Origin of the sequence: Devosia oryziradicis (assembly GCF_016698645.1) — a bacterium.
GTDB classification, from domain to species: Bacteria; Pseudomonadota; Alphaproteobacteria; order Rhizobiales; family Devosiaceae; genus Devosia; species Devosia oryziradicis.
The window spans coordinates 462,455-485,934 of sequence record NZ_CP068047.1 but is presented as its reverse complement, the minus strand read 5'-3'; the positions used below and the strand labels follow the sequence as shown (position 1 = coordinate 485,934).

Annotated in this window: 24 protein-coding genes and 1 tRNA gene; 15 read left to right on the top strand and 10 right to left on the bottom strand. The window is 63.9% G+C overall.

Going from position 1 to position 23,480, the window contains the following annotated elements:
• Window positions 1-4: 4 nt before the first annotated feature.
• Window positions 5-277 carry a hypothetical protein gene (locus tag JI749_RS02390; RefSeq protein ID WP_201658375.1) on the top strand — a complete coding sequence of 91 codons (273 nt, stop codon included), beginning with the start codon at window positions 5-7 and terminating at the stop codon, window positions 275-277.
• 45 nt (window positions 278-322) lie between these two features.
• Here the strand turns inward: JI749_RS02390 and JI749_RS02385 are convergent, their stop codons facing one another.
• The 6 genes from JI749_RS02385 to JI749_RS02360 form a co-directional block, all read right to left on the bottom strand.
• The gene (locus JI749_RS02385) at window positions 323-706 is read right to left on the bottom strand and encodes a winged helix-turn-helix transcriptional regulator (RefSeq protein ID WP_201658373.1); all 384 of its coding nucleotides are present in this window, start codon (window positions 704-706) and stop codon (window positions 323-325) included.
• Window positions 707-835: 129 nt separating this feature from the next.
• Window positions 836-1,546 (bottom strand): tRNA (guanosine(46)-N7)-methyltransferase TrmB, encoded by a 711-nt coding sequence (gene trmB / locus JI749_RS02380; RefSeq protein WP_201658370.1) that lies wholly within the window; start codon window positions 1,544-1,546, stop codon window positions 836-838.
• Entirely contained in the window at window positions 1,543-1,725 is a 183-nt protein-coding gene (locus tag JI749_RS02375; RefSeq protein ID WP_201658367.1) for a hypothetical protein, read from the bottom strand. The genes trmB and JI749_RS02375 overlap by 4 nt, the downstream gene beginning before the upstream one ends.
• 83 nt (window positions 1,726-1,808) lie before the next feature.
• Entirely contained in the window at window positions 1,809-3,065 is a 1,257-nt protein-coding gene (gene metK / locus JI749_RS02370) for a methionine adenosyltransferase (RefSeq protein WP_201658364.1), read from the bottom strand.
• 211 nt (window positions 3,066-3,276) lie between these two features.
• A tRNA-Leu gene (locus tag JI749_RS02365) sits at window positions 3,277-3,361 on the bottom strand.
• 58 nt (window positions 3,362-3,419) lie between these two features.
• Window positions 3,420-3,782, bottom strand: a complete 363-nt coding sequence (locus JI749_RS02360) for a GFA family protein (RefSeq protein WP_201658361.1) — start codon at window positions 3,780-3,782, stop codon at window positions 3,420-3,422.
• Window positions 3,783-3,925: 143 nt separating this feature from the next.
• Here JI749_RS02360 and JI749_RS02355 point away from each other — a divergent pair, with 143 nt between their 5' ends.
• From JI749_RS02355 to JI749_RS02335, 5 genes are all read left to right on the top strand, one after another.
• Entirely contained in the window at window positions 3,926-4,912 is a 987-nt protein-coding gene (locus tag JI749_RS02355; RefSeq protein WP_201658358.1) for a complex I NDUFA9 subunit family protein, read from the top strand.
• 249 nt (window positions 4,913-5,161) lie between these two features.
• Window positions 5,162-5,902: a PadR family transcriptional regulator gene (locus tag JI749_RS02350; protein ID WP_233280835.1), complete on the top strand. Its 741-nt coding sequence runs from the start codon at window positions 5,162-5,164 to the stop codon at window positions 5,900-5,902.
• An 83-nt stretch (window positions 5,903-5,985) separates the two neighbouring features.
• Entirely contained in the window at window positions 5,986-8,865 is a 2,880-nt protein-coding gene (locus JI749_RS02345; RefSeq protein WP_201658355.1) for an FAD-binding and (Fe-S)-binding domain-containing protein, read from the top strand.
• A gap of 167 nt (window positions 8,866-9,032) precedes the next feature.
• Window positions 9,033-10,226: a class I SAM-dependent RNA methyltransferase gene (locus tag JI749_RS02340; protein ID WP_201658352.1), complete on the top strand. Its 1,194-nt coding sequence runs from the start codon at window positions 9,033-9,035 to the stop codon at window positions 10,224-10,226.
• A 110-nt stretch (window positions 10,227-10,336) separates the two neighbouring features.
• A complete protein-coding gene (locus JI749_RS02335) occupies window positions 10,337-10,732 on the top strand; it encodes a hypothetical protein (protein ID WP_201658349.1) in 396 nt (131 codons plus the stop codon).
• Between the two features lie 57 nt (window positions 10,733-10,789).
• Here the strand turns inward: JI749_RS02335 and JI749_RS02330 are convergent, their stop codons facing one another.
• The 3 genes from JI749_RS02330 to JI749_RS02320 form a co-directional block, all read right to left on the bottom strand.
• Window positions 10,790-11,611, bottom strand: coding sequence for a sugar phosphate isomerase/epimerase family protein (locus tag JI749_RS02330; RefSeq protein WP_201658346.1), 822 nt, complete (start codon window positions 11,609-11,611; stop codon window positions 10,790-10,792).
• Between the two features lie 147 nt (window positions 11,612-11,758).
• Entirely contained in the window at window positions 11,759-12,931 is a 1,173-nt protein-coding gene (locus JI749_RS02325) for a dihydrodipicolinate synthase family protein (RefSeq protein ID WP_201658343.1), read from the bottom strand.
• Window positions 12,932-13,085: 154 nt separating this feature from the next.
• The gene (locus JI749_RS02320; protein ID WP_201658340.1) at window positions 13,086-14,237 is read right to left on the bottom strand and encodes a Gfo/Idh/MocA family protein; all 1,152 of its coding nucleotides are present in this window, start codon (window positions 14,235-14,237) and stop codon (window positions 13,086-13,088) included.
• A gap of 171 nt (window positions 14,238-14,408) precedes the next feature.
• Between JI749_RS02320 and JI749_RS02315 the strand changes: the two genes are divergently transcribed.
• On the top strand, window positions 14,409-15,071 hold the full coding sequence (locus JI749_RS02315) for a TetR/AcrR family transcriptional regulator (protein ID WP_201658337.1): 663 nt from the start codon (window positions 14,409-14,411) through the stop codon (window positions 15,069-15,071).
• Between the two features lie 7 nt (window positions 15,072-15,078).
• Here the strand turns inward: JI749_RS02315 and JI749_RS02310 are convergent, their stop codons facing one another.
• Entirely contained in the window at window positions 15,079-16,002 is a 924-nt protein-coding gene (locus JI749_RS02310; protein ID WP_201658334.1) for a LysR family transcriptional regulator, read from the bottom strand.
• Window positions 16,003-16,355: 353 nt separating this feature from the next.
• Between JI749_RS02310 and JI749_RS02305 the strand changes: the two genes are divergently transcribed.
• The 8 genes from JI749_RS02305 (at window position 16,356) to JI749_RS02270 (ending at window position 23,474) form a co-directional block, all read left to right on the top strand.
• Complete coding sequence (locus JI749_RS02305; protein WP_201658332.1) at window positions 16,356-17,648, top strand: ABC transporter substrate-binding protein; 1,293 nt, start codon at window positions 16,356-16,358, stop codon at window positions 17,646-17,648.
• 3 nt (window positions 17,649-17,651) lie between these two features.
• A complete protein-coding gene (locus tag JI749_RS02300; RefSeq protein ID WP_201658330.1) occupies window positions 17,652-18,596 on the top strand; it encodes a carbohydrate ABC transporter permease in 945 nt (314 codons plus the stop codon).
• Window positions 18,597-18,702: 106 nt separating this feature from the next.
• Window positions 18,703-19,476: a carbohydrate ABC transporter permease gene (locus JI749_RS02295; protein ID WP_407644920.1), complete on the top strand. Its 774-nt coding sequence runs from the start codon at window positions 18,703-18,705 to the stop codon at window positions 19,474-19,476.
• Between the two features lie 4 nt (window positions 19,477-19,480).
• Window positions 19,481-20,500, top strand: coding sequence for a Gfo/Idh/MocA family protein (locus JI749_RS02290; RefSeq protein WP_201658326.1), 1,020 nt, complete (start codon window positions 19,481-19,483; stop codon window positions 20,498-20,500).
• Window positions 20,497-21,582 (top strand): Gfo/Idh/MocA family protein, encoded by a 1,086-nt coding sequence (locus JI749_RS02285; protein WP_201658324.1) that lies wholly within the window; start codon window positions 20,497-20,499, stop codon window positions 21,580-21,582. Before JI749_RS02290 ends, JI749_RS02285 begins: the two co-directional genes overlap by 4 nt.
• 9 nt (window positions 21,583-21,591) lie before the next feature.
• Window positions 21,592-22,644, top strand: coding sequence for an ABC transporter ATP-binding protein (locus JI749_RS02280; protein WP_201658322.1), 1,053 nt, complete (start codon window positions 21,592-21,594; stop codon window positions 22,642-22,644).
• A gap of 87 nt (window positions 22,645-22,731) precedes the next feature.
• Window positions 22,732-23,055: an ArsR/SmtB family transcription factor gene (locus JI749_RS02275; protein WP_201658319.1), complete on the top strand. Its 324-nt coding sequence runs from the start codon at window positions 22,732-22,734 to the stop codon at window positions 23,053-23,055.
• 5 nt (window positions 23,056-23,060) lie between these two features.
• Complete coding sequence (locus tag JI749_RS02270) at window positions 23,061-23,474, top strand: SRPBCC family protein (RefSeq protein WP_201662463.1); 414 nt, start codon at window positions 23,061-23,063, stop codon at window positions 23,472-23,474.
• The last annotated feature ends 6 nt before the right edge of the window (window positions 23,475-23,480 follow it).

The following is a 23,480-nucleotide window of genomic DNA, read 5'->3' as shown; positions in this document are numbered from 1 at the left end:
TCAAATGATCAAGAACACCATTATCGCCCTCGTCGCCACCGCCGCTTTTGCCGGCGCTGCCGCCCCTGCCTTTGCCGACGTGTTCGGTGACAATGTCACGAGCGAGATGCGCGACTTTACCGCCAACTCGATCCTGGCCCAGCTGCAGCAGAAGGGCGTCAACGCCACCGCCGTCGAAGACTGGAGCGGCCTGATCCGCGCCTATGTCACCCTCGAAGACGGTTCCCAGACCATGCAGTTCTTCACGCCTGGTTCGCTTGAGCAGGTTACCCTTTAACCAGCCTGCCCACGGCGCCGCCGGTATGCCGGCGGCGCCCGTGCCTCACAGCGAGTGCACCAGCTTGATGACAGGCTCGCCGCCGCTGGCATCGAACCGCGCCCGGGCCTCCTGGATCAAGGCGCCATTGCGGTCGGCAAAGCTCTTCAGGCTGTCCGCCAATTCCAGCAATTCACGGCCGAGCGCCGTCAGTTCGTAATCCACCCGCGGTGGAATCGTCGCGAACATGGTGCGGGTGACGAAGCCGTCGCGCTCCAGTTCGCGCAAGGTCAGCGTCAGCGTCTTCTGCGAAATCCCACCGGCGCGCTTCAGGTCGTTGAAGCGCCGCGGCTCGACCCGCAGCATGGTGATGATGGTCAGCGTCCACTTGCCCGGTCTCGACATCAACACGTCGTTGTCGTGTGGATTGGTCGTGGACTGACGCGACATGGCGAACCTCGATGAACTGGTCGAGGTCCGGATATGGTTCGCGTTTGCGTGACTACCAGAGCCCCCGCACATTAAACTTTGACATATCTGATATCACAGGGGCAGCGAAGCTGCTCCCGCCGCTGGAGGCTAAACCCGCGTGAAGCTGAAATAAAAGCTGACCAGCCGCCCTTCGCGCCGGGCCTTCTGTTCGTAGCGCGTGGCTTCCCAGCCCGGATAGGGCTGGTGCCAGCTGCCAGGGCTCTTTGGCGCGAAGCTGAATTGTGGCGCCCTGACGATATGGGCCAGCGTCCAGTTGGCATAGTCCTCGATATCGGTGGCGAAGTGGAACGCGCCACCCGGCCGGATGACCCGCGCCAGTTCGGCCAGCGTGGTCGGCGAAACGAACCGGCGCTTGTGGTGGCGCGTCTTGGGCCAGGGATCGGGATAGAGCAGGTAGACCTCGTCGACCGAGGCGTCGGGCAGCTGTACCAGGAGCTTGAACGCGTCGTCGGTGAAAAGTCTTATATTGCCCAGCCCCTGGGCCGCGATGGTCTGCACCATCTTGCCGATGCCGCCAGTAAAGACCTCGCAACCGATATAGCCCGTATCGGGGTTTCGTCCGGCCTCCAGGGCCAGGTGCTCGCCCCCGCCATAGCCGATCTCGATGATGATGCGCCCGGCATCGGGAAAAAGGCTGCGCGGGTCGAGCTGGCCCTCCAGCTTGATCTCCAGCGCGGGCAGGGTGGCATCGAACACGGCCTGCTGGCCGTCATGCAGCCGCTTGCCCGAGCGCCGTCCAAAGAAGGCGCGCGGCTCGCCAGAACGGGTCTTGGGCAGCTGGTGGTCTGGCTTGGTCATGATGGCTTAAAAATAAGAATGAGGAGCAGACCAATAATCGCCAGTCCAACGACAATGCCCACGACGTCCCAGTTGAGAGACCGTCGCGGAGCAGGCGATTCCGTCTGCCCAAGCATATTGAGTATTGTCTCTGGATCGCCCCACTTCAGGCGACGAAACTTGTAGATATTGTCCGGCATCGAAATCTCCGGTGCACCGAACCGAAGATACTGGAAACCCGGCATGGGAAGCCCCGCTCGGGCTGAGCATGCTGAACAAGGCGTTACTTCACCGCGGCCTTCAGCGCACCGACGAGATCGGTCTTTTCCCAGCTGAAGCTGCCGTCGCGACCGGGCTTGCGGCCGAAATGGCCATAGGCCGACGTACGGGCATAGATGGGCTTGTTAAGATCGAGATGCGTGCGGATGCCCCGTGGCGTCAGGTCCATCACCTTGGCCAGGGCGGTCTCGACCACCGATTCCTCGACCTTGCCCGTGCCGTGCAGGTCAACATAGATCGAGAGCGGCTGCGCAACGCCGATGGCGTAGCTGAGCTGGATGGTGGCGCGATCGGCAAGGCCAGCCGCAACCACGTTCTTGGCCAGATATCGTGCGGCATAGGCCGCCGAACGGTCGACCTTGGTCGGGTCCTTGCCCGAGAACGCGCCGCCGCCATGCGGCGCGGCGCCGCCATATGTGTCGACGATGATCTTGCGGCCCGTCAGCCCCGCGTCGCCGTCGGGGCCGCCGACCACGAACTTGCCGGTCGGATTGACGTGCCAGACCGTATCCTTGCCGATCCAGCCCTCGGGCAGCGCTTCGCGGATATAGGGCTCGACGATGCGGCGGACATCGGCCGAGGTGAGGCTCTCGTCCAGGTGCTGGGTCGAGAGCACGATCTGGGTGACGCCGACCGGCTTGCCCTCCTCGTAGCGCACGGTGACCTGGCTCTTGGCATCGGGCCCCAGCTTGCCGGCCGGGCCGTTATTGGCCTTGCGCGCCGTCGTCAGCGTATCGAGGATCTTGTGGGCGTAATAGATCGGCGCCGGCAGCAGCTCGGGCGTCTCGCGGCTGGCATAGCCGAACATGATGCCCTGGTCGCCCGCGCCGACATCCTTGTTGCCGGTCGCATCCACACCCTGGGCGATATCGGCCGACTGGCCATGCAGCAGCACGTCGATCTTGACGGTCTTCCAGTGGAAGCCGGCCTGCTCATAGCCGATGGCGCGGATGGCCTTGCGGGCGGTGGACTTGAACTTGGACGGATTGACCACCGGGTGGCCGGCGGCATCGAGCAGCACCTTGCCGTCCTTGCCCTTCTTGAGCAGGGATTCGGGAACACGCACCTCCCCCGCAATCACGACGCGGTTAGTGGTCGCCAGCGTCTCGCAGGCAATGCGGACCTGGGAGGGGTCCATGCCGGTCTTCTTGGCTTCGCGGAATACCAGGTCGACGATTTCGTCCGAAATCCGGTCGCAAACCTTGTCCGGATGCCCTTCGGAGACGGATTCGGAGGTGAAAAGATAGGAAGACCGTGCCAACCAAAATCCCCTTAACATGCCGAAAATCGCTCAAATCGAGCAATTCTGCGAGGTTTGTGGCATTGGCTCGGGTCGGGGTCAAGCCGGATATAAAGAAAGCTTTATGCCTGCCGGGCGATTCCGGAGCATGGATTGGTGGATGGCGCTCGGGTCCTGCAAAGCGGCAAAGAAAAACCCCGGTCGCGACATCAGTCACGACCGGGGTCAAACTTGGTGCCCAGAAAAGGACTCGAACCTTCACACCTTGCGGTACACGGACCTGAACCGTGCGCGTCTACCAATTCCGCCATCTGGGCAAGCGGTGGTGTAACTAGGGGCAGCGCCTGAGGATGTCAACCGACATTCTTGCCGTCATTACCAGTTAGCCCCATCCCAGTGTTTGATGGCGTTGCGATCGACCTGCATGGGTGGCTCGAGGCAGTTGACGTTGATCATCACCATCTCGTTGCCCTTGCCATCGCTGCCGCGGGAAAACGACTCGATGCCGCAGGTCTTGCAGAACAGGTGATCGATCGTCTCGGTGCTGAAGTGGTAGACGCTCAGATTGTCCTCGCCGCTTTCGAGCGTGAAGTCGGCCGCCGGCAGCGATTGCATCACCCAGCCCAGGCGCCGGCAGCGCGAGCAGTTGCAGTCGCCCAGCGTGCTCATGTCGGTGGTCGCGGTATAGCGTACGGCGCCGCAATGGCATTGGCCGCGATAGGTTTGCTTGTCAGCCATCGGCTCTCTCCTTGCTTGATGGAACATAACAAGAACAAAGCCGGGTGAGAGTCAAGCGTCAAACCCGGACTCGCTGCCCTCGACAGCGGCGGCGGCTATGCGCTAGAAGCGGGAAGAAACCAAAGCCTTTGCCGGAGCCCACGATGGACACGATCGCCCCCAAACTCGTCACGATTTTCGGCGGTTCGGGCTTTGTCGGCACCCAGATCGTCCAGCTTCTGGCCAAGCGCGGCCACCGCATTCGCGTCGCGGTGCGCCGCCCCGATCTGGCTGGACACACCAGGATGTTCGGCAGCGTCGGCCAGATCGTGCCGATCCAGGCCAATGTGCGCAACGTCGCCTCCGTGCGTCGCGCCATTGCCGGCGCCGATATCGTGATCAACCTCGCTGGCGTCGGCCATTCGCGCGGCGCCCAGACCTTCCAGGCCGTGCATGTCGATGGAGCCGGTAATATCGCCACCGCCGCCAAGGCCGCGGGCGTTTCGACCCTGTTGCATATGTCCGCGCTCGGCGTCGACCAGGCCGCCGAGGTCAGCCAATACGCCAAGAGCAAGCTCCTGGGCGAGGAAGCCGTGCTCAAGGCGTTCCCCAATGCCATCATCATGCGCCCCTCGCTCCTGTTCGGCCAGGGCGACGGCTTCTTCAACCTGATGGGCGCCCTCTCGCGCATGCTGCCCGTGATGCCCCTGATCGGTGGCGCCACCCGCTTCCAGCCTGCATTCGTTGGCGATGTCGCCGAGGCATTTGCCAAGGCCGCCGAGGGCCAGGTCAAGCCGGGCCGCATCTATGAACTGGGTGGTCCGCAGATCGAGACCCATAAGGACCTGCTGGCCCGCATCCAGCGCGAAGCGGGCCGCAACCGGCTGATGCTGCCCCTGCCATCGGGCATCGCCAAGCTCCTGGCGCTGCCCTTTGCCATCCTGCCCATGCCGCCGCTGCTGACCGGCGACCAGGTCGAGCTGCTGGGTGTCGACAATGTCGTTTCCGATGCCGCCATCAAGGACAAGCGGACCTTCGCGGCCTTCGGCATCACGCCGACCGCCATGGATGCCATCCTGCCCACCTATATGTATCGCTACCGCAAGCACGGCCAGTTCGACCGCGATAACGCGCCGTCGCCCGTTCTCTAGGCGGCGCGCCTTCAGCGACAAGACCAATCCCCGTCCGGCCCAGCCGGGCGGGATTTTTGTTTTTCGGGACCGGGTAATCTATCCCGGATCGTCACCCTCGGGCTTGACCCGAGGGCTCTTCACTTGCGGAAGCGCACAGTGGCTACGCCAAACGGCACTGCAAAACAATCGTAAGATATATCTTGAAAACGCCATGAACCGCGCCAATCTTCTGCGTCAGTGCAACGCAAGATATATCGGAGACCCATCATGAGTGGATATTGGAGGAATGGCGAACCCAATTGGCGCCGCATGGAGGCCATGGCACGTCGCGGCTGGGGGCGGTTTGCTTCCGGCATCGAGAGCGGCGAAGGCTGGGGCAATATGGGCGGCAATTTCCGCATCGGCCGCATGCTTGCCTCCGGCGACCTGCGCCTCGTCGCCCTCTATCTGATCGAGCAGCAGCCGCGGCACGGCTATGACCTGATCAAGGCCATCGAGGAGAAATCGGCCGGCTTCTATACGCCCAGCCCCGGCATCGTCTATCCGGCGCTCACCTTCCTTGAAGAGGCCGGCTATGTCACGTCGCAGGCCGATGGCAACAAGAAGCTCTATACCATCACCGATGAGGGCAGGGCGCACCTCAGCGACAACCGCGAGGCCATCGAGTCGACCCTGGCCTTCCTGGCCAAGGCTGGCGAGCAGATGAACCGCTTCCGCGAATTCGCCAAGGCCGACTGGCCGTTTGGCCGCGGCGAGGACGGGCAGGGGCCCGATTTCGGCAATCGCCCGCCCCATCGCGGCCATGGTCCGGGCTGGGGTCCTGGTCCGGACGCCGATCGCGATCTCAAGGATGTCGTGCCCGAACTCAACGACGCCCGCCGCGAGCTCAAGGCCGCCATCAAGAAGGCGCGCCGTGCTTCCGAGGACCAGCAGCGCCACGCCGCCGAAATCCTCAAGCGCGCCGCCGCCGAGATCGAGGCGCTTGGCGAGGACGACATCGATATCTGACCTTCGGGGCGGCGGGATACCGCCGCCCTGCTCCCCTGGACAGGGGTCTTCGCAGGTGAGGGCTGACATGTTAGCTCTTGCCTATGCAGCAAGCCACCATCGATCCCAAGACCACCCAGCCGCCGGCCCCTGACCGGCAAGCGGCGGGCGAACGCGTTGCGAACAGGCTCAAGGGCAAGCTGCGCGGCCGCATCCACACCGATCCGCTGATGACCTATGCCTGGAGCGGCGATGCCAGCTCCTACCGGTTGGTTCCCGCCGTAGTAGTCTTCATCAACTCGGAGGACGAGGTCCGCGCCGTCATGGCCGCCGCCCGCGCCGAGGGACTGCCCATCACCTTCCGCGCGGCGGGAACGTCGCTCTCCGGCCAGGCCGTGACCGATGGCGTGCTGGCCGTATTGGGCGATGGCTGGCGCAAGCTCGATATCCATCCGGGTGCCGAGCAGATCACGCTGGGGCCGGCCATCATCGTGGCCAATGCCAACAAGGCGCTCAAGCCCTTCAACCGGAAGATCGGGCCCGATCCGGCGTCGCAGGCCACCTGCAAGATCGGCGGGGTGGTCAACAACAACTCATCCGGCATGTGCTGCGGCGTTGCGCAGAACACCTACCATACGATGGCGCGGCTGAGGATCGTGCTGACCGACGGCACCGTGCTCGATTCCGGCGACCCGGCAAGTTGCGAGCAATTTCGCCAGCATCATGCCGGCATGCTTGCGGCAATTGCCGGTCTGCACGCCGAGGTCATGGCCGATGCCGAACTCGTTGCCCTGATCCGCCGGAAGTACCGGATCAAGAACACCGTCGGCTATTCACTCAATGCTCTGGTCGACTACCACGACCCGCTCGATATCCTTATCCACCTCATGGTGGGTTCGGAGGGCACGCTCGGCTTCGTGTCCGAGGTGACCTACAACACCGTGCCCGAGCATCCCTTCAAGGCCACCGCGCTCGTGCCTTTCCCCGATCCGCAATCGGCCGGCCGGGCCATCATCGAGATGGCCAATGGCGGCGTACAGGTGACGACCGGGGTCACCGCCGCCGAATATATCGAGCGCCGGGCGCTGGCGACGGTCGAGCACCTGGCCCCCATGGCGCCGCTGCTGCCCTGGCTGACCGGCAATTCGCCCGCCGTGCTGATCGACGTGACCGCGCCTGACGCGACGACGCTGGCGGCCGAAACGGCCAAGGCGGTGGACCTGCTGGCCCGACATGGCGCGGCCCATGTCGACTTTTCCACCGACGAAGCCCGCAGCCATGCGCTGTGGGATATTCGCAAGGGCTTTTTCGCCTCCGGCGGCGCGGCGCGGCCCAAGGGTACCTCGATGCTCACCGAGGACGTGGCGGCCCCGATCGAACGGCTGGCCGAATTCGTCACCGACATGCGCCAACTGCTCGACCATCACGGCTACGAGGACGCCATCATTTTCGGCCACGCGCTGGCGGGCAACCTCCATTTCCAGATGAGCGACGACTTCTCCCAGCCCGGTTCGGCGGAGAAGTTCGATACCTTTTCCAAGGCGCTGAGCGACCTGGTTTCGGTGCAGTATGGCGGCTCGCTCAAGGCCGAGCACGGTACCGGCCGCGCCATCGCACCGTTCGTCGAGGCCGAGTGGGGCAGCAAGGCCTATGAATTGATGTGGCGCATCAAGGACCTCTTTGATCCCGAAGGCCTGCTCAATCCCGGCGTGCTGCTCAACGCCGACGACAAGATCCACATCAAGCATCTCAAGGTCATGCCGCTGGCCGACGAGCTGGTCGATCTGTGCATCGAATGCGGCTTCTGCGAGCCGGCCTGCCCCAGCCACCAAATGACGCTGTCACCGCGCCAGCGCATCGCCGTAACCAGGGAGCGCGAACGGCTGCGCCGCAGCGGGGAGGACCCGGCGCGGCTCAGGAAGCTGGACGATGACTTCCAATATGCCGGCCTCGACACCTGCGCGGCCTGCAACCTCTGCTCGCTGCGTTGCCCCGTCGGCATCGAGACCGGCACGATGATTATCGGCCAGCGCGCCCAACGCCGCGGCGCTACGGCCCGTTCGGTTGCCGGTTTCGCCGCCGATCACCGCGGTGCCGTTGAAACAATGATGCGCGGTGGCGTGGCGCTGGCCGATGCCGCGCGAACGGTCATCCCCGCGCCCGCGATCGAAGCGATCACCGACACGGCCCGCCGGCTGACCGGCGAGCGGGTGCCGCGGGTGTCGCGCGCCCTCCGTCACGGGCCGGGCGCGCCCAAATCCGCGCCGACCGCCCGGGCAGGGCGACCGTCCATCGTCTATTTCCCCAGCTGCGCCACCCGCATGTTCGGCGCACCCAAGACCGAGCACGGCCTGCTTGATGTGCCCGATGCCATGCTGGCTTTGCTCGAGCGGGCCGGCTTCGACGTTGTTATGCCGGACCATCTGGCCGGCCGGTGCTGCGGCCAGCCGTTCCAGTCCAAGGGCTTCCCCGAACAGGCAGCGACCGTCGGTGGCGAGCTCAAGCGCGAGCTCTCGGCCCTATCCGATGCCGGACGCCTCAGCGTCGTCACCGACGCCTCCACCTGCGCCAAGCACCTGCGCGAATTTCCCGGTGACGCTCCCGTTCTCGATTCCAGCCAGTTCCTGATGGCCCAGTTGCTGCCGCGGCTGACCATTACGCGCAAACTGCCCGTCGTCGCGGTGCATCACAACTGCTCGGCCCAGCGCCTCGCCGAACAGCCGATGACCGAGACAATCGCCCGCGCCTGCGCCGACCAGGTCGCCGTGCTGAGCTCTGTGACCTGCTGCGGCTATGCCGGCGACAAGGGCCTGTTCTTCCCCGAGCTCAATGCCCACGCGACCCGCTTTGCCAAGGGGGACATTCCGGGGGGCTGCACGCTGGGCGTATCGACCGTCTCGACCTGTGCCTCAGGCCTGTCGGAACATGCCGGCATTCCCTTTGTCGGATTGGCGAGTTTGCTGGAATGGGCGAGCCGGCCTTAGCTCCCCAACCACCAGCCGTCACCCCCGGGCTTGACCCGAGGGCTCTTCACTTGTTGAGTGTTGGGTAAGTGCAGGGCCCTCGGGTCGAGCCCGAGGGTGACGATCGGGGATGGGGTGACCTTTCAGTGCAAACCGGCTACTGAACCCCCAGCAAGCCTCGGATATCAATGCCAACCACCACCACCATCACCAGCCTCGGCCACAAGGGCGAGGGCGTTGCCGAGATCGATGGCCGCAAGGTCTTCGTGCCCCTGGCGCTGCCGGGCGAGGTCGTGGAAATCGAGGCCGATGGCGAGCGCGGCACGCTTTTGCGGGTCATCAACCCGGCGCCCGGTCGCATCGCGCCCTTCTGTCCCCATTTTGGCGCCTGCGGCGGCTGCCAGTTGCAGCACATGGATCGGGCCAGCTACGAGGCCTTCAAGATCGGTCTGGTGGAAACGCCATTGCGTTTTGCCGGCATCGAACAGCGGGTGACACGCTTCATCGATGCCGCCGGCGATGGCCGCCGTCGCGCCACCCTCCATGCGCGCCATGAGGGCGCCGGTTACATGCGGCTGCGCAGCCACCAGGTGCACGATATCGATGCCTGCCCCATTCTGGTACCCGGTCTCGCCCGGGCGCCCGACATCGCCCGATCGCTCATGCAGGCGATCGGGGAAGCCGATGTGAGCTTTACTGCGACCCTGACCGGTCTCGATGTCGCCGTGCGCACCGAAAAGAAGCAGGCGCGCGCTGACCGCCTGGCGCCACTGGCCGGTCGGTTCAAGCTGGCGCGACTGGCCCTCAACGGCGAAATGGTGCTGCAGGCCCAGGCGCCCGTCATCGAAATGGGCCGCGCCCGGGTGGAATTGCCGATCGGCAGCTTTCTCCAGGCCACCGAAGCAGCCGAGGCGGCGCTGGCCGATTATGTTCTGGGCGCGGTGGGCAAGGCCAGGACGGTTGCCGATCTCTTCTGCGGCATCGGCCCCTTCGCGCTCCGGCTGGCCGAGCAAAGGCCTGTCATCGCCTTCGACAGCGATAAACCGGCGGTTGCGGCCCTCGACAAGGCATGGCGCTTCGCCAAGGGCATCCGCGAGGTGACGGCGAGGCCCCGCGACCTCTTCCGCGATCCGCTGACGCAATTCGAACTCAATTACGAGGCCGTGGTGCTCGATCCGCCGCGCGCCGGGGCCGAGGCGCAGGTCCGCGAACTGGCCAAATCCAAGGTCAAGACCATCGTCATGGTCGCCTGCGACGCACGCACTTTCGCCCGCGATGCGGCCATCCTGGTGGCGGGTGGTTATGGCGTGGGCGAAATTGTCGCAGTCGATCAATTCACCCAATCTGCCCATGTCGAAATTGCTGCCACATTTCGCCGGTAGATTGTGAACTCATAAGCGCGCAACCGTAGTCGTGGTGCAGCGTTAGCTATCCATCAACCCAATTTTGACGGCGACTGCGTGGGGCGGCGTTGTCGCATGGAGAAACAACCATGCATATGATCAAGAAGACTTTTGCCATTGGTGCACTTTGCGCGGCGGCCATCGTTCCGAGCCTGGCTCAGGACGCCTCGACTCTTCCGAGCGGCACCTATGTCGACAAGTACGGCACCTCGTTTGAATTCACGCCTTGCGGCGAGGACAAGACCGACCTTTGCGGCGTGCTGACTAATCTGGAAGGCAAGTCCGCAACCCCGGAAAACCTTGCCTTTGTCGGCAAGCAGGTGATGCGCGCCGAGCGCGTTGCACCCAATGCCTGGAAGGGCTCGCTTTCGGCTGGCGGCATCAGCGCTGAAGCCACCGTGACCCAAGTGAGTTCTGATACCATCGAGATCCAGGGTTGCCGTGGCGGCATCCTCTGCCAGACGCTGGAATATAGCCGCGCCTGATCGGCACTCCCAGCCGAACAAAACCCCCGGAGCCCTGCTTCGGGGGTTTTGCTTTATCTAGCACACGCTGGCGACCCGTTCCTTGATAACGGCGAGCACGTCGTCGCCGGGGCGCTTCCACCAGTTATCCTGGCTGAAGATCTCAACTTCCTGCGGGCCATTATATCCCGCAGCCTCGATCATCCCGCGGATGGACTTGAGGTCGATGACCCCGTCACCCATCATGCCGCGATCCAGCAACATATCCTTGGTGGGGACCAGCCAGTCACAGATGTGATGGGCGAAGATGCGCTTCATCCGGCCGGCGCGCGCAATGGCGCGGGCAAGGTAGGGGTCCCACCACACATGATAGACGTCGACGGCGACGCCCACCGTCTCGCCCAGCGACTCGCAGATATCGAGCGCCTGGTCGATCGTGTTCACGCAGGCGCGATCGGCCGCATACATGGGATGCAGCGGCTCGATGGCGATGCGCACGCCCGAGGCCTTGGCATGGGGCAACATGGCGGCAATGCCATCGCTGACCATCTGGCGGGCACCCACGATGTCCTTGCTTGAACCGGGCAAGCCGCCCACCACCAGCACCAGGCAATCGGCATTGAGCGCCGCCGCTTCATCGATGGCGCGCAGGTTGTCGTCGATATTGGCCTGTCTTCCGGCCGCGGTTTCGGCGGGGAACATGCCGCCGCGGCAAACGCCGGTCACCCGGATATTGTTGGCCTTGACGATCCGCGCCGCCTCATCGAGCCCAATGGCCGCGATCTGGTCGCGCCAGGGCGAAATGGCGGTGATGCCGGCGCGCAGACACCCATCCACCGCCTCGGCAAAGCCCCAGACCTGGCGGGTGGTGGCGAGATTGAGCGAGATGCTATTGGTCATTTTCAGGTGCCTCAGTCTGGGCTCCCCTCCCCCTTGAGGGGAGGGGTTGGGGGTGGGGGTCCGTCAGTTGACCACCGGTCGACCCCCTCCCTCGGTCCCTCCCCTCAAGGGGGAGGGAGGCGCTGACGGCTGCGTCCGTGGCCGTGGTCATCGCGCAGCTACCCCATTCACCGCCAGCACGGCCTGCATGCGCTTCGCTGCCAATTCCGGATCGGCCAGCACGCGCGCCTTGTCGGCAAGGCGGAACAGTTCGGTCAGATGCTGCACTGAACGGGTCGATTGCTGCCCCCCGATCATAGCGAAATGGTCCTGCAATCCGTTGAGATAGGCGAGGAACACAACCCCGGTCTTGTAGAACCGCGTCGGCGCCGCAAAGATATGGCGGCTGAGCGGTACCGTCGGTTCGAGCAGGTCAAAGAACTCGTTATTGTTGCCCTTGCCCAGCGCCGCGAGACCCGCCGAAGCGGCCGGCGCGATGGCGTCGAAGATGCCGAGCAGCGCATGCGAATAGCCCTGGTCGTCGCCAGCAATGAGTTCGGCATAGTTGAAGTCGTCGCCGGTATACATCTTGACCGAGGCTGGTAGCCGCCGGCGCATGGCGATTTCCTTCTCGGCCGACAGCAGCGAAATCTTGATGCCGTCAACGTTCTTCGCATTGGCGGCGATGACGTCGAGGCAGACATCCATCGCCCTGTCGTGGTCGACATCAGCCCAGTAACCCTGCAAGGCCGGGTCGAACATCTCCCCCAGCCAATGCATGATGACCGGTTGCTTCACCTGGCTGAGGATGCGGCCATAGACGCGGGCATAGTCATCGGGCGATTTGGCGGCCGCGGCCAGCGCGCGAGAAGCCATCAGGATCACGCGGCCGCCCTGGCCCTCGACAAACCCCACCTGTTCTTCATAGGCGGCGATGATCTGGTCGATGGTGACGTCGGGGCCGGGCATCAGGTGATCCGTACCGGCGCCATAGGCGATGAGGCTGTCATCGCGCGTCCGCGCCTCGGCCTGGGCGCGGCGGATCAGCTCCTGCGCATCGGTCCAGGTCAGGCCCATGCCGCGCTGCGCCGTGTCCATGGCTTCGGCGACACCGAGGCCGAGATCCCACAGGCGATGGCGGAACTTGAGCGTCGTGTCCCAGTCGATGGCAGGGGTAAGCCAGGGATCATTATTGGCCAGCGGGTCGGCCACCACATGAGCCGCAGCATAGGCGATACGCGAAAAGTCCGTCGCCTTGTGACGCACGAAGGGAATGGGCGTGCCTGTGAGGGTATAGGGGGAAATGGAGCGGTCGGCATTGGGCAGGTTGAGGGTGGGCATGGCGAACTCCGAAAGGCCCCCTCACCCGGCGCTGCGCGCCGACCTCTCCCCCAGAGGGAGAGGTGAAGAGGGCACTGTGGCTGGTCTTGCGACACCTCTCCCTTTGGGGGAGAGGTCGGCCCAACGGGCCGGGTGAGGGGGCCTTCGCCCGCGACTAGAATTCCAGCTTCGGCACGTCCAGCCAGCGGCGTTCGGCCCAGCTCTTGAGGCCGAGTTCGGCGAGCTGAACGCCCTTGGCGCCGGCTTCGAGCCCGTATTGCCACGGCGCATCCTCGGCGACATGCTTGAGGAACATTTCCCACTGCGCCTTGAAGCCGTTCTGCGCCGGCCAGTTGTCCGGCACTTCCTCCCAGTCGGCAAAGAAGTTCATGGTCTGCGGCTGGTCCGGGTTCCACACCGGCTTGGGCGTATTGACGCGATGCTGGCTCCAGCACTTGTGCAGCCCCGCCACGGCCGAGCCATGCGTACCGTCGACATGGAAGGTGACGAGGTCGTCGCGGCGCACGCGCGTGGTCCAGCTCGAATTGATCTGGGCGACCACGCCGCCTTCGAGTTCGAACGTGGCATAGGCCGCGTCGTCCGTATCTGCCTTGAAGCGGTTGCCCTTCTCGTCGACGCGTTCCGGAATATGGGTGGCGCCCAGGCACGACACCGCCTGCACTTCGCCGAACAGGTTATCGAGCACATAGCGCCAGTGGCACAGCATATCCAGGATAATGCCGCCGCCATCGGCCTTGCGGTAATTCCAGCTCGGCCGTTGCGCCGGCTGCCAGTCACCCTCGAACACCCAGTAACCGAACTCGCCGCGCACCGACAGGATCTTGCCGAAAAAGCCGCTGTCGCGCAGCATCTTGAGCTTCATCAGGCCCGGCAGGAACAGCTTGTCCTGCACCACGCCATGCTTGAGCCCGGAGGCACGCGCGGTCTTGGCGAGGTTGACGGCGACATCGAGGGAATCGCTGGTCGGCTTTTCGCAATAGACATGCTTGCCCGCGGCGAGCGCCTTCTCGATCAGCGAGGCGCGCATCAGCGTGGTGCCGGCGTCGAAAAACACCGTGTCGTCGGGGTTGGCAAGCGCGGCATCGAGGTCGCTGCCCCAGCGCTTGATGTCGTGCTTTTTCGCCAGGCGTTCGATCTTGTCGGCATCGCGGCCCACGATGATCGGGTCCACCACCAGGCGGTCGCCGTTGCTAAGGGCAATGCCGCCCTGGTCGCGGATCGCCAGGATCGAGCGCACCAGATGCTGGTTATACCCCATGCGCCCGGTAACCCCGTGCATGATCAGTCCGAGCCGTCTGTCTGCCATCCAATCCTCCCTGCCGCCTGCGCGTGTAACTGATTAGTTACTTAGCTACACGCGACACTGGGGATCGTCAAGCTGGTCGTTGCACTCGGTCCGCCGCGTGCTTTACCGCTGGTGCCGGCGCTGTTACTGGAGTGACATGCGCGGCAATGGCCGGTTCGCAGGGGAGCGGATATGGACGAGCGGCTCGCGGCAAGGGCAGCGCCGGCAAAGCGCGAGAGAAATTCGGAAAAGACCAAGGCGGCGATCCTGGTCGCGGCGCGAGCCGAATTTGCCGAGCGCGGTTTCGAGGGCGCGCGCGTCGACGCCATCGCAGCCCTGGCGGGGGCCAACAAGCGACTGCTCTACCACTATTTCGGCAACAAGGAAGATCTCTACCGGGCCGTGCTGCTCGATGCCTACGGGGAGATCCGACGCGGCGAACGGGCCTTGTCGCTCGACCAGTTCGGGCCGGTCGATGCCATGGACCGCCTGGTGCGCTTCACCTTCCGCCACTTCCTCGCCAATCCATGGTTTCCGCGTCTGCTGGGCACGGAGAACATCGAGAATGCGCGGTTCCTCAAGACGCTTCCCGATATCCAGGCGCTGCATTCCCCGCTGGTGGGTCAGATCAGGACCATCGTCGAACGCGGTGCGGAACTGGGCATCTTCCGGCGCGACGTCGATCCGGTGCAGCTCTACATCTCCATTGCCGCCCTCGGCTTTTTCTATGTCTCCAACATGGCAACGCTGTCGGTGATCTTTTCTCGAGACCTCAGCGCCATCGACATGGTGCAGGAGCGCGAAGCCCAGGCGGTGCAGATGGTGCTCGACTACCTCAGGACCAAGCCGGCTTAGCGGGTGCTCATTCCAGCGGCGGCAGCACAGCCGTTGCCGCCGCCTTGAAGCGATCGATGAGTTCGGCCACGCGCGGCTCGGTGGCCCGCTCCTGCAGCACATAGATGCCGATCAGGTCCTTGGGCGTGGCTTCGGTGATCTCGATGCGGCGCAAACCCCGTCTGATGAACTCGTCGGCCATCACCTCGGTATGGCTGATAACCGCGTCGCTGCGCTCGACATAGTCGAGGCAGGCAGCGAGCGAATTGGAGGCAAAAACATATTTGCCCTGGTCGAACGGCACGCTGGACGCGGTGGTCCGGCTCCATGCCTCGAAGAACCGCTGGTGCCGGACTTCGGGCATCGAACTGGTCACCGCCGGATAGGCCTCGATTTCGGCGATGGTGCGCGGCCGGCTGAGGAGGGCGTGGCCCTCGCGGACGAAAAAGCCCTGTCCAACCCGAGTGAGCGGAATGAGGCGCGCCCCGGTGCTGCGGCTCAGACCCTCGATTTCATGGGCCACGAACAGCGAAATGTCGCCGCTCAGCAGTTGGTCCATGCAGCGCAGTTGGTTGCCCAGGCTCACATGGATGCGGGCATTGGGAAAGCTGCGGGAATAGTCGACCACCAGGTCGCGCACGAAAAGGGTCCACCATGAATAGCCGGTGCCGATGCGCAAACCCTGCTCGGTGCGGCCCCGCTGGTGGGCGATGGCGCTGAGCGTGTTGTCGTAGAGCCGCCGCATCAGCCGCCCATTCTGGTACAGCGTCTCGCCATATTCGGTCAGCTCCACCCCGCGCGGCGTGCGGATGAGGAGGGGCACGCCCATGGTCTCTTCGAGCTTGCGCATGTTGAAGGTCAGGGTCGGCTGGGTGACGAACAACGCCGTCGCAGCCGCGCTGATGGTCCCCGCCTCGGCCACTGCCAGGAACTGATTGAGCAGCTTGTCCATCGCCGATCCTCATAGAAGAAATCTATATCGGGCAGGATATTTCGTATTTTTCTTTTGGTCGAGACTGCGCCAGTGTGAGCTCAACAAAACGAGAAGGGCCAGCTCAATCGCCCTCGACCGCTGCGGCTTCGGCCGTCCTGGACAAGCAAAGGCAGGCAGCATGCCGGGCGCATGCTTGTGGTTTGCATGAGGTTGATTGTCGCCCTGCATCTTCCATACAAGCGATTGCCTTGCCGCAAAGCTGTGTGCTATGCCAAGGCGAAGTAACCGATCAGTGATTTAGCGGCGGGAGGCCGCGACATTGCTCAGTTCCTGGAAATTGGAACAACCAGACTTCAAAGGGAGGAAAGCATATGACTATTCGTATCGACCGCCGTCAGTTCCTGATGGGCAGCTCCGCGCTCGTCGCGGCTGGCGCCGCCGGGGTCATGCCGGCATGGGCCCAGGCCGACAGCCTGCGCCTGACATTCTGGGGTGGCCAGGCCCGTGCCGACCGCACCTATGCCGTGACCGACCTCTACAAGGCCGCCAAGGGCACCGATATCGAGGGTGAATTCCTCGCCTGGAACGACTACTGGCCCAAGCTGGCCACGCAGACCGCCGGCGGCAATGCCCCCGACATCATCCAGATGGATTATCGCTACATCGTCGAATACGCCAAGCGTAACGCCATCGCTCCGCTCGACGAATTCGTCGGCGGCGTGCTCGATCTGTCCAGCTTCGACGAAGATCAGCTCGAAGGCGGCAAGGTCGACGGCAAGCTTTACGGTATCTCGCTGGGCGCCAATTCGGTGGCAACGCTGGTCAACGTCTCTGCCTTCGAAGAGGCAGGCGTCGAAGTGCCGACCAACGACTGGACGCTGGATGACCTGATGGCCATCGGCGAGGCGTTCAAGTCGGCCAATATTCGCGGCGGCATGAAAGCGATCCAGGACGGCTCCTATTCCGAGCCCATGCTCGACAACTGGCTGCGCCAGCGCGGCAAGGCGCTCTATACGGCCGAGGGCAAGCTGGGCTTTGACGAAGCCGACGCGGTTGAATGGTACCAGCTGTGGGCCAAGCTCCGTGAAGCCGGTGTCTGCGTCTCGGCCGAAGACCAGGCCCTCGATACCGGGCCGCTGGAATCCACCATGCTGGTTCTGGGCAAGGCGGCGCTGATGCCCTCCAACTCCAACCAGCTGGTCGCCTTCCAGGCCATCGTCCAGGACAAGCTGGGCATGGTCGGCTATCCCCGCATCGCCCCCGGCGTTGGCGGCGGTCACTATCGCAAGCCCTCGATGTTCTTCTCGGTCGGCGGCTCGTCCGCCAACAAGGAAGCCGCTGCCGATTTCCTCAACTTCTTCATCTCCGATGCGGAAGCGGTCAAGGCACTGGGCGTCGAGCGCGGCATTCCCTGTGTGGCCGCGTCGCGCGACATCGTCGCCCCGACTCTGGACGAACAGAGCCAGATCGCGCTCAACTTCGTGTCCAACCTGGGTGACCTGCTCGGGCCGCTGCCGCCGCCACCCCCGGCCGCTGCCGGTGAAGTGGATTCCTCGCTGATCCGCACGCTGGGCCAGGAAGTCGGCTTCGGCGCCAAGACGCCGGAACAGGCTGGTGCCGAACTCGTGACCGGCGCCACCGAAATCCTCAACCGGGCCGTCTAAAGCATGACCGCGCGCTCCCTTGAATCGGTCGCTCCGGCAAAGGAGCGCGCGGCCACCGGCCTCTGGTCACGGCTTTGGCAGAACGATGCCCCCGGCTACCTGTTTCTGCTGCCCTGGCTGGTCGGCTTTTTCGGGCTGACGATCGGGCCGATCGTCACTTCGTTCTATCTCAGCTTCACCGACTTCGACCTGTTGACCTCCCCCGAATGGGTCGGCGCCAGCAACTATATCCGCATGTTCACCGCCGACCCCAAATTCTGGGCCTCGATGCGCGTGACCATGGTCTTCGTCATCTTCTCGGTGCCGCTCAAGCTCGCCTTCGCGTTGGCCGTGGCCATGCTGCTCAACCGCGGCATGCGCGGCCTGCCCCTCTATCGCGCCCTGTTCTACCTGCCCAGCCTGCTCGGCGCCTCCGTCGCCATCGCCATCCTGTGGCGGCAAATCTTCGCCCGCGACGGGCTGGTCAACGATTTCCTCTCCCTGTTCGGCATTGTCGGGCCGAGCTGGATTTCGAGCCCGCAATATTCGCTCTGGACCATCATCATCCTGGCCGTCTGGCAGTTCGGCTCGCCGATGATCATTTTCCTTGCCGGCCTCAGGCAGATCCCGACCGACATGTACGAGGCGGCGAGCCTGGATGGCGCCAGCAAGTGGCGGCAATTCGTCAAGATCACCCTGCCGCTGCTGACCCCGGTGGTGTTCTTCAACGCCATCATCCAGACCATCGAGGCCTTCAAGAGCTTCACGCCCGCCTTTATCATCTCGGGCGGTACGGGCAATCCGATCAATTCGACACTGTTTTATACCCTCTACCTTTATCAGGAGGCGTTCGGCTTCTTCCGCATGGGCTATGCCTCGGCGCTGGCCTGGATCCTGCTTGCCCTGGTGGGCCTGTTCACCGCCTTCTCGTTCCTGACCAGCAAATACTGGGTGCATTACGATGAGTGACACCACTGCCAAGCTCACCGTCGTCGGCGCCCGCAAGCTGACCCCTACCCAGCGCAAGATCGTCTCGGTGCTGACCCATGCGGCGCTGCTCGCCGTCTCGGTGCTGATGCTCTATCCGCTGCTGTGGCTGCTGGCTGCATCCTTCCGTCCGGAGAACGAGATCTTCACCTCGGCCAGCATCTGGCCCTCGTCCTGGAGCCTGGATGCCTATATCCGGGGCTGGAACGGCCTGCGGACCAGCTTTTCGACCTTCTACCTCAACAGCTTCATCATTTCGGGCCTGTCGGTCATCGGCAATGTCATGGCCTGCTCGATGGCGGCCTTCGCCTTTGCCCGGCTGAACTTCAAGTTCAAGAACTTCTGGTTCGCCATGATGCTGATGACGCTCATGCTGCCCTACCAGGTGACGTTGATCCCGCAATATGTGCTGTTCCGCCAGCTCGGCTGGGTGAACACCTTCCTGCCCCTGGTGGTGCCCAAGTTCCTGGCCGCCGACGGCTTCTTCATCTTCCTCATGGTCCAGTTCTTCCGGGGTCTCCCCAAGGAGCTCGACGAGGCGGCGCAGATGGACGGCTGCTCCCCTTGGCGCATCTATTGGAAGATCATCCTGCCGCTCTCCATGCCGGTGCTGGCGACCGCCGCCATCTTCACCTTCATCTGGACGTGGGACGATTTCTTCGGACCGCTGATCTACCTGAGCGAAATGAAGACCTACACCGTCATGCTGGGCCTGCGCACCTTCACCGACTCCACCGGCGAAAGCGACTATGGCGGGCTGTTTGCCATGAGCGTGTTGTCCATCGTGCCCATCTTCCTGTTCTTCCTGTTCTTCCAGCGGCTGCTCATCGAGGGCATCGCGACCACCGGTATGAAGCGTTAAATCTATGACTGACATCAAATTCGCCGCCATCGGGATCAACCACGCCCATATCTACGGCCAGGTTGACTGTCTGCTCGATGCCGGCGCGCAGTTCACGGCCTTCCATGCCATCGAGGATGACCTTGCGGCCGCCTTCGGCGCCAAGTATCCGCAGGCCCGGCGCGTCACCGATCCGCGCGCCATCCTCGAGGATCCCGCGATATCGGTGGTGCTGACCTCGGCCATTCCGGCCGATCGCGCCGCCATCTCCATCGCCGCCATGCAGCATGGCAAGGATGTGCTGACCGACAAGCCGGGCATGACTACCTTTGCCCAGCTCGACGAGATCAAGCGCGTGCAGAAGGAGACGGGCCGCATCTACAGCGTGCTTTATTCCGAGCATTTCGAGGTGCGTGCGACCGTGGAGGCCGGCAACCTGATCCGGCAGGGCGCCATCGGCAAGGTGATCAACACGGTCGGCCTTGGCCCTCACGCCATCCGCAACAACCAACGGCCGGACTGGTTCTTCGATCGCCAGCGCTATGGCGGCATTCTGTGCGACATCGGCAGCCACCAGTTCGAGCAGTTCCTGTTCTTCTCGGACGCGATGGATGCCGAAGTGGTTTCCGCCACCGTGGCCAACCGCAACAATCCGGCGAGGCCTGGCCTGCAGGATGTGGGCGACGTGCACCTGCGGACGGCCAACACGTCGGGCTATATCCGGGTGGACTGGTTCACGCCCGATGGGTTGCCGACCTGGGGGGACGGGCGCCTGACCATCCTGGGCACCGAAGGCTATATCGAGCTGCGCAAATATATCGACATTGCCGGCCGCCCCGGCGAAAATCACCTGTTCCTGGTCAACAAGCAGGGTCCGCGCCATATCGACTGTTCACAGGTCGAGCGGCCCTTCGGCAGGCAGTTCCTCGATGACGTCAGAAACCGCACCGAGACATCAATGCCGCAGGAGCGGTGCTTCAACGCCATGAAGCTGGCCCTGACGGCCCAGCAGCTGGCCGAACGCGGGACGGAGTGGGCGCAATGAGCAGGATTTTCAACGTCGGCGTCGTCGGTTGCGGCATCGGTCGCAGCCATATCGTGGAGGGCTATGTGCCCAATGCGGCCAAGTTCAAGGTCCTGGCCCTGTGCGACCTCAACGCCGAGCGCCTGAACGCGGTCGCCGATGAATTCGGCGTCGAGCGCCGCATTGCCAGCTTCGACGATCTCCTGGCCATGGACGATATCGACGTCATCGACATCTGCACCCCGCCGGGGCTGCATTTCTCCATGGTCATGGCCGCGCTCAAGGCGGGCAAGCACGTCATCTGCGAAAAGCCACTGGTGGGTTCGCTCGCCCAGGTCGACGCCGTCATGGAAGAGGAGAAGCGCTCCACGGGCATGCTGATGCCGGTCTTCCAGTACCGCTTCGGCAATGGCATCGAACAGGCCAAGGCCATCATCGATGCCGGCATTTCCGGCAAGCCCTTCATGGGCACGGTCGAGACGCTCTGGCGGCGCGACGCGCCCTATTATGCGGTGCCCTGGCGCGGCAAGTGGGCCACCGAGCTCGGTGGCGTCCTGATGGGCCACGCCATCCACCCGCATGACCTCTTCACCTACCTGATGGGCGATATCGAGCGCGTCTTCGGCCGCGTGGCCACCCGCGTCAATCCCATCGAGGTGGAAGACACCATTTCGGCCTCGCTGGTGATGAAGAATGGCGCCCTGGCCAGCCTCACCGCTACGCTCGGCTCGGCCGACGACACCACGCGCATTCGCCTCGCCTTCGAGAACGTCACGTTCGAGAGCGATCACGCCGCCTACAATCCGGGCGAAAAACCCTGGAAGATCCAGCCACGCAATCCCGAAACGGCCGCCAGGATCGAGGCGCTGCTCAAGGACTGGAAGCACGTGCCCTCGCGCTTCGAGACGCAGATGGCGCGCTTCCACGACGCCCTGGTCGGCGCCGGCCCCCTGCCGGTCACCTCGGCCGACTCGCGCCGCTCGCTTGAATTGGTCACCGCTTTCTACCATTCCTCGGCCACCAACGAGGATGTGGTTCTCCCCATCGGCCCCGGCCATCCGCTTTACGAGAGCTGGGTCCCGGCCCAGTTCCGCGCGGCCTAGGAGATACGCATGTCGACACCCATTCAGCTGCGCAAACTGGTCAAGGCCTATGGCGATGTCGAGGTCGTCCACGGCATTGACCTCGACATCGATCCGGGCGAGTTCACGGTCTTTGTCGGCCCATCCGGCTGCGGCAAGTCGACCCTGCTGCGCATGATCGCCGGCCTTGAGCCGATTACCGGTGGCGACCTGCTGATCGATGGCGAGCGGATGAATGACGTGCCGGCATCCCGTCGCGGCATCGCCATGGTGTTCCAGTCCTATGCGCTCTATCCGCATATGAACGTCTACCAGAACCTCGCCTTTGGCCTGGAAACCGCCAAGACGCCCAAGGACGAGATCAAGGCCCGCGTGCAGCGCGCTGCCGAGATTTTGCAAATCGTGCCGCTGCTCAACCGCAAGCCCAAGCAGCTCTCGGGCGGCCAGCGCCAGCGCGTCGCCATCGGCCGGGCCATCGTGCGCGAGCCGCGCATCTTCCTGTTCGACGAGCCGCTCTCGAACCTCGATGCCGAGCTGCGCGTGCAGATGCGCGTCGAGATCGCCAAGCTGCACAATGATCTGGGGAACACCATGATCTACGTGACCCACGACCAGGTCGAGGCCATGACCATGGCCGACAAGATCGTGGTGCTGCGCTCGGGCGTCATCGAGCAGGCCGGCGCGCCGCTCGAGCTCTACAACAACCCGCGGAACCTGTTCGTCGCCGGCTTCATCGGCTCGCCCAAGATGAACTTCCTCCAGGCCAGTGCCGAAGGTGCCGGCATCAAGGTGGCCGGCAACAGCCTGGCGCTGTCGCGGTCGGTCGCCGGCGCCACCACGCTGGGTGTCCGGCCCGAGCACATCACCATCGCCGATGGCAGCGGCATCAAGCTGGCCGACATCACCGTCGACCTGGTGGAAAATCTGGGCGGCCAGACGGTGGTCTATGCCACCACGTCCGATGGCCAGCCGCTCAATATCGTGCTTGAGGGCCAGCGCAAGGTAGAGCTGGGCGCGCAGGTCAGCGCCTATATCGATCCGGCGCGGCTGCACCTGTTCAACGCCGAAGGCAACGCCATCTAGCGGGCCCCCGCCGGTCGTCGCCGACGCGCTTGCCAAATTCATACCTGTTCGGCTATATGTCAATCCATAGCCAACGAGGCATGAATTATGGCGACCAGCACAGACATGCTCTTCAAAACGCTTGCCGATCCGACGCGGCGCGCCCTCTATGAGCGCCTTTGCCGGGAGGGCGAAACGACGGTGGGTGCGCTGACCGACGGCTCGGGCGTGTCCCAACCGGTGGTTTCACGCCACCTGGCCATGCTCAAGCAGGCCGGCCTGGTGCAGGATCGCCCCGCGGGACGGCAAACCCACTATCGGGCCCTGCCGGGTGCCCTTACGCCATTGACCGATTGGACCAGCGAAATGGCCAGCTTCTGGGACGCGCGCTTCAACGACCTCGAAAACCTGCTCGGGAGGATGGATCAGTGATCGACATGCCCGAGGTCCGTACCGTCGTCATCGAGCGGACGCTGGCCCATCCGCCCGAGAAAATCTGGCGGGCCCTGACCCAGCCGCACCTGATCGGGGAGTGGCTGATGCAGACCGATTTCCAGCCGGTCAAGGGCCAGACATTCACCCTGCGCCGGCAGCCAAGGCCAGACGTCAATGTCGTGGTCGATTGCCGGGTACTCGAGCTCGAGCCGAACCGTTCCCTGTCCTACACCTGGGATGCCTTCGGGCTCCAAAGCATCGTCACCTTCACCCTCGAACCATCTGCGGCCGGAACCGTGCTGCGCATGGAGCAGAGTGGTTTCCGGCCCGATCAGGACGCCGCCTATAAGGGCGCCCGAGCCTCGTGGCCCCAATTCATCGCGGCGCTCGACAAGCTCGTGGCCACGCTCGACTGACCAATG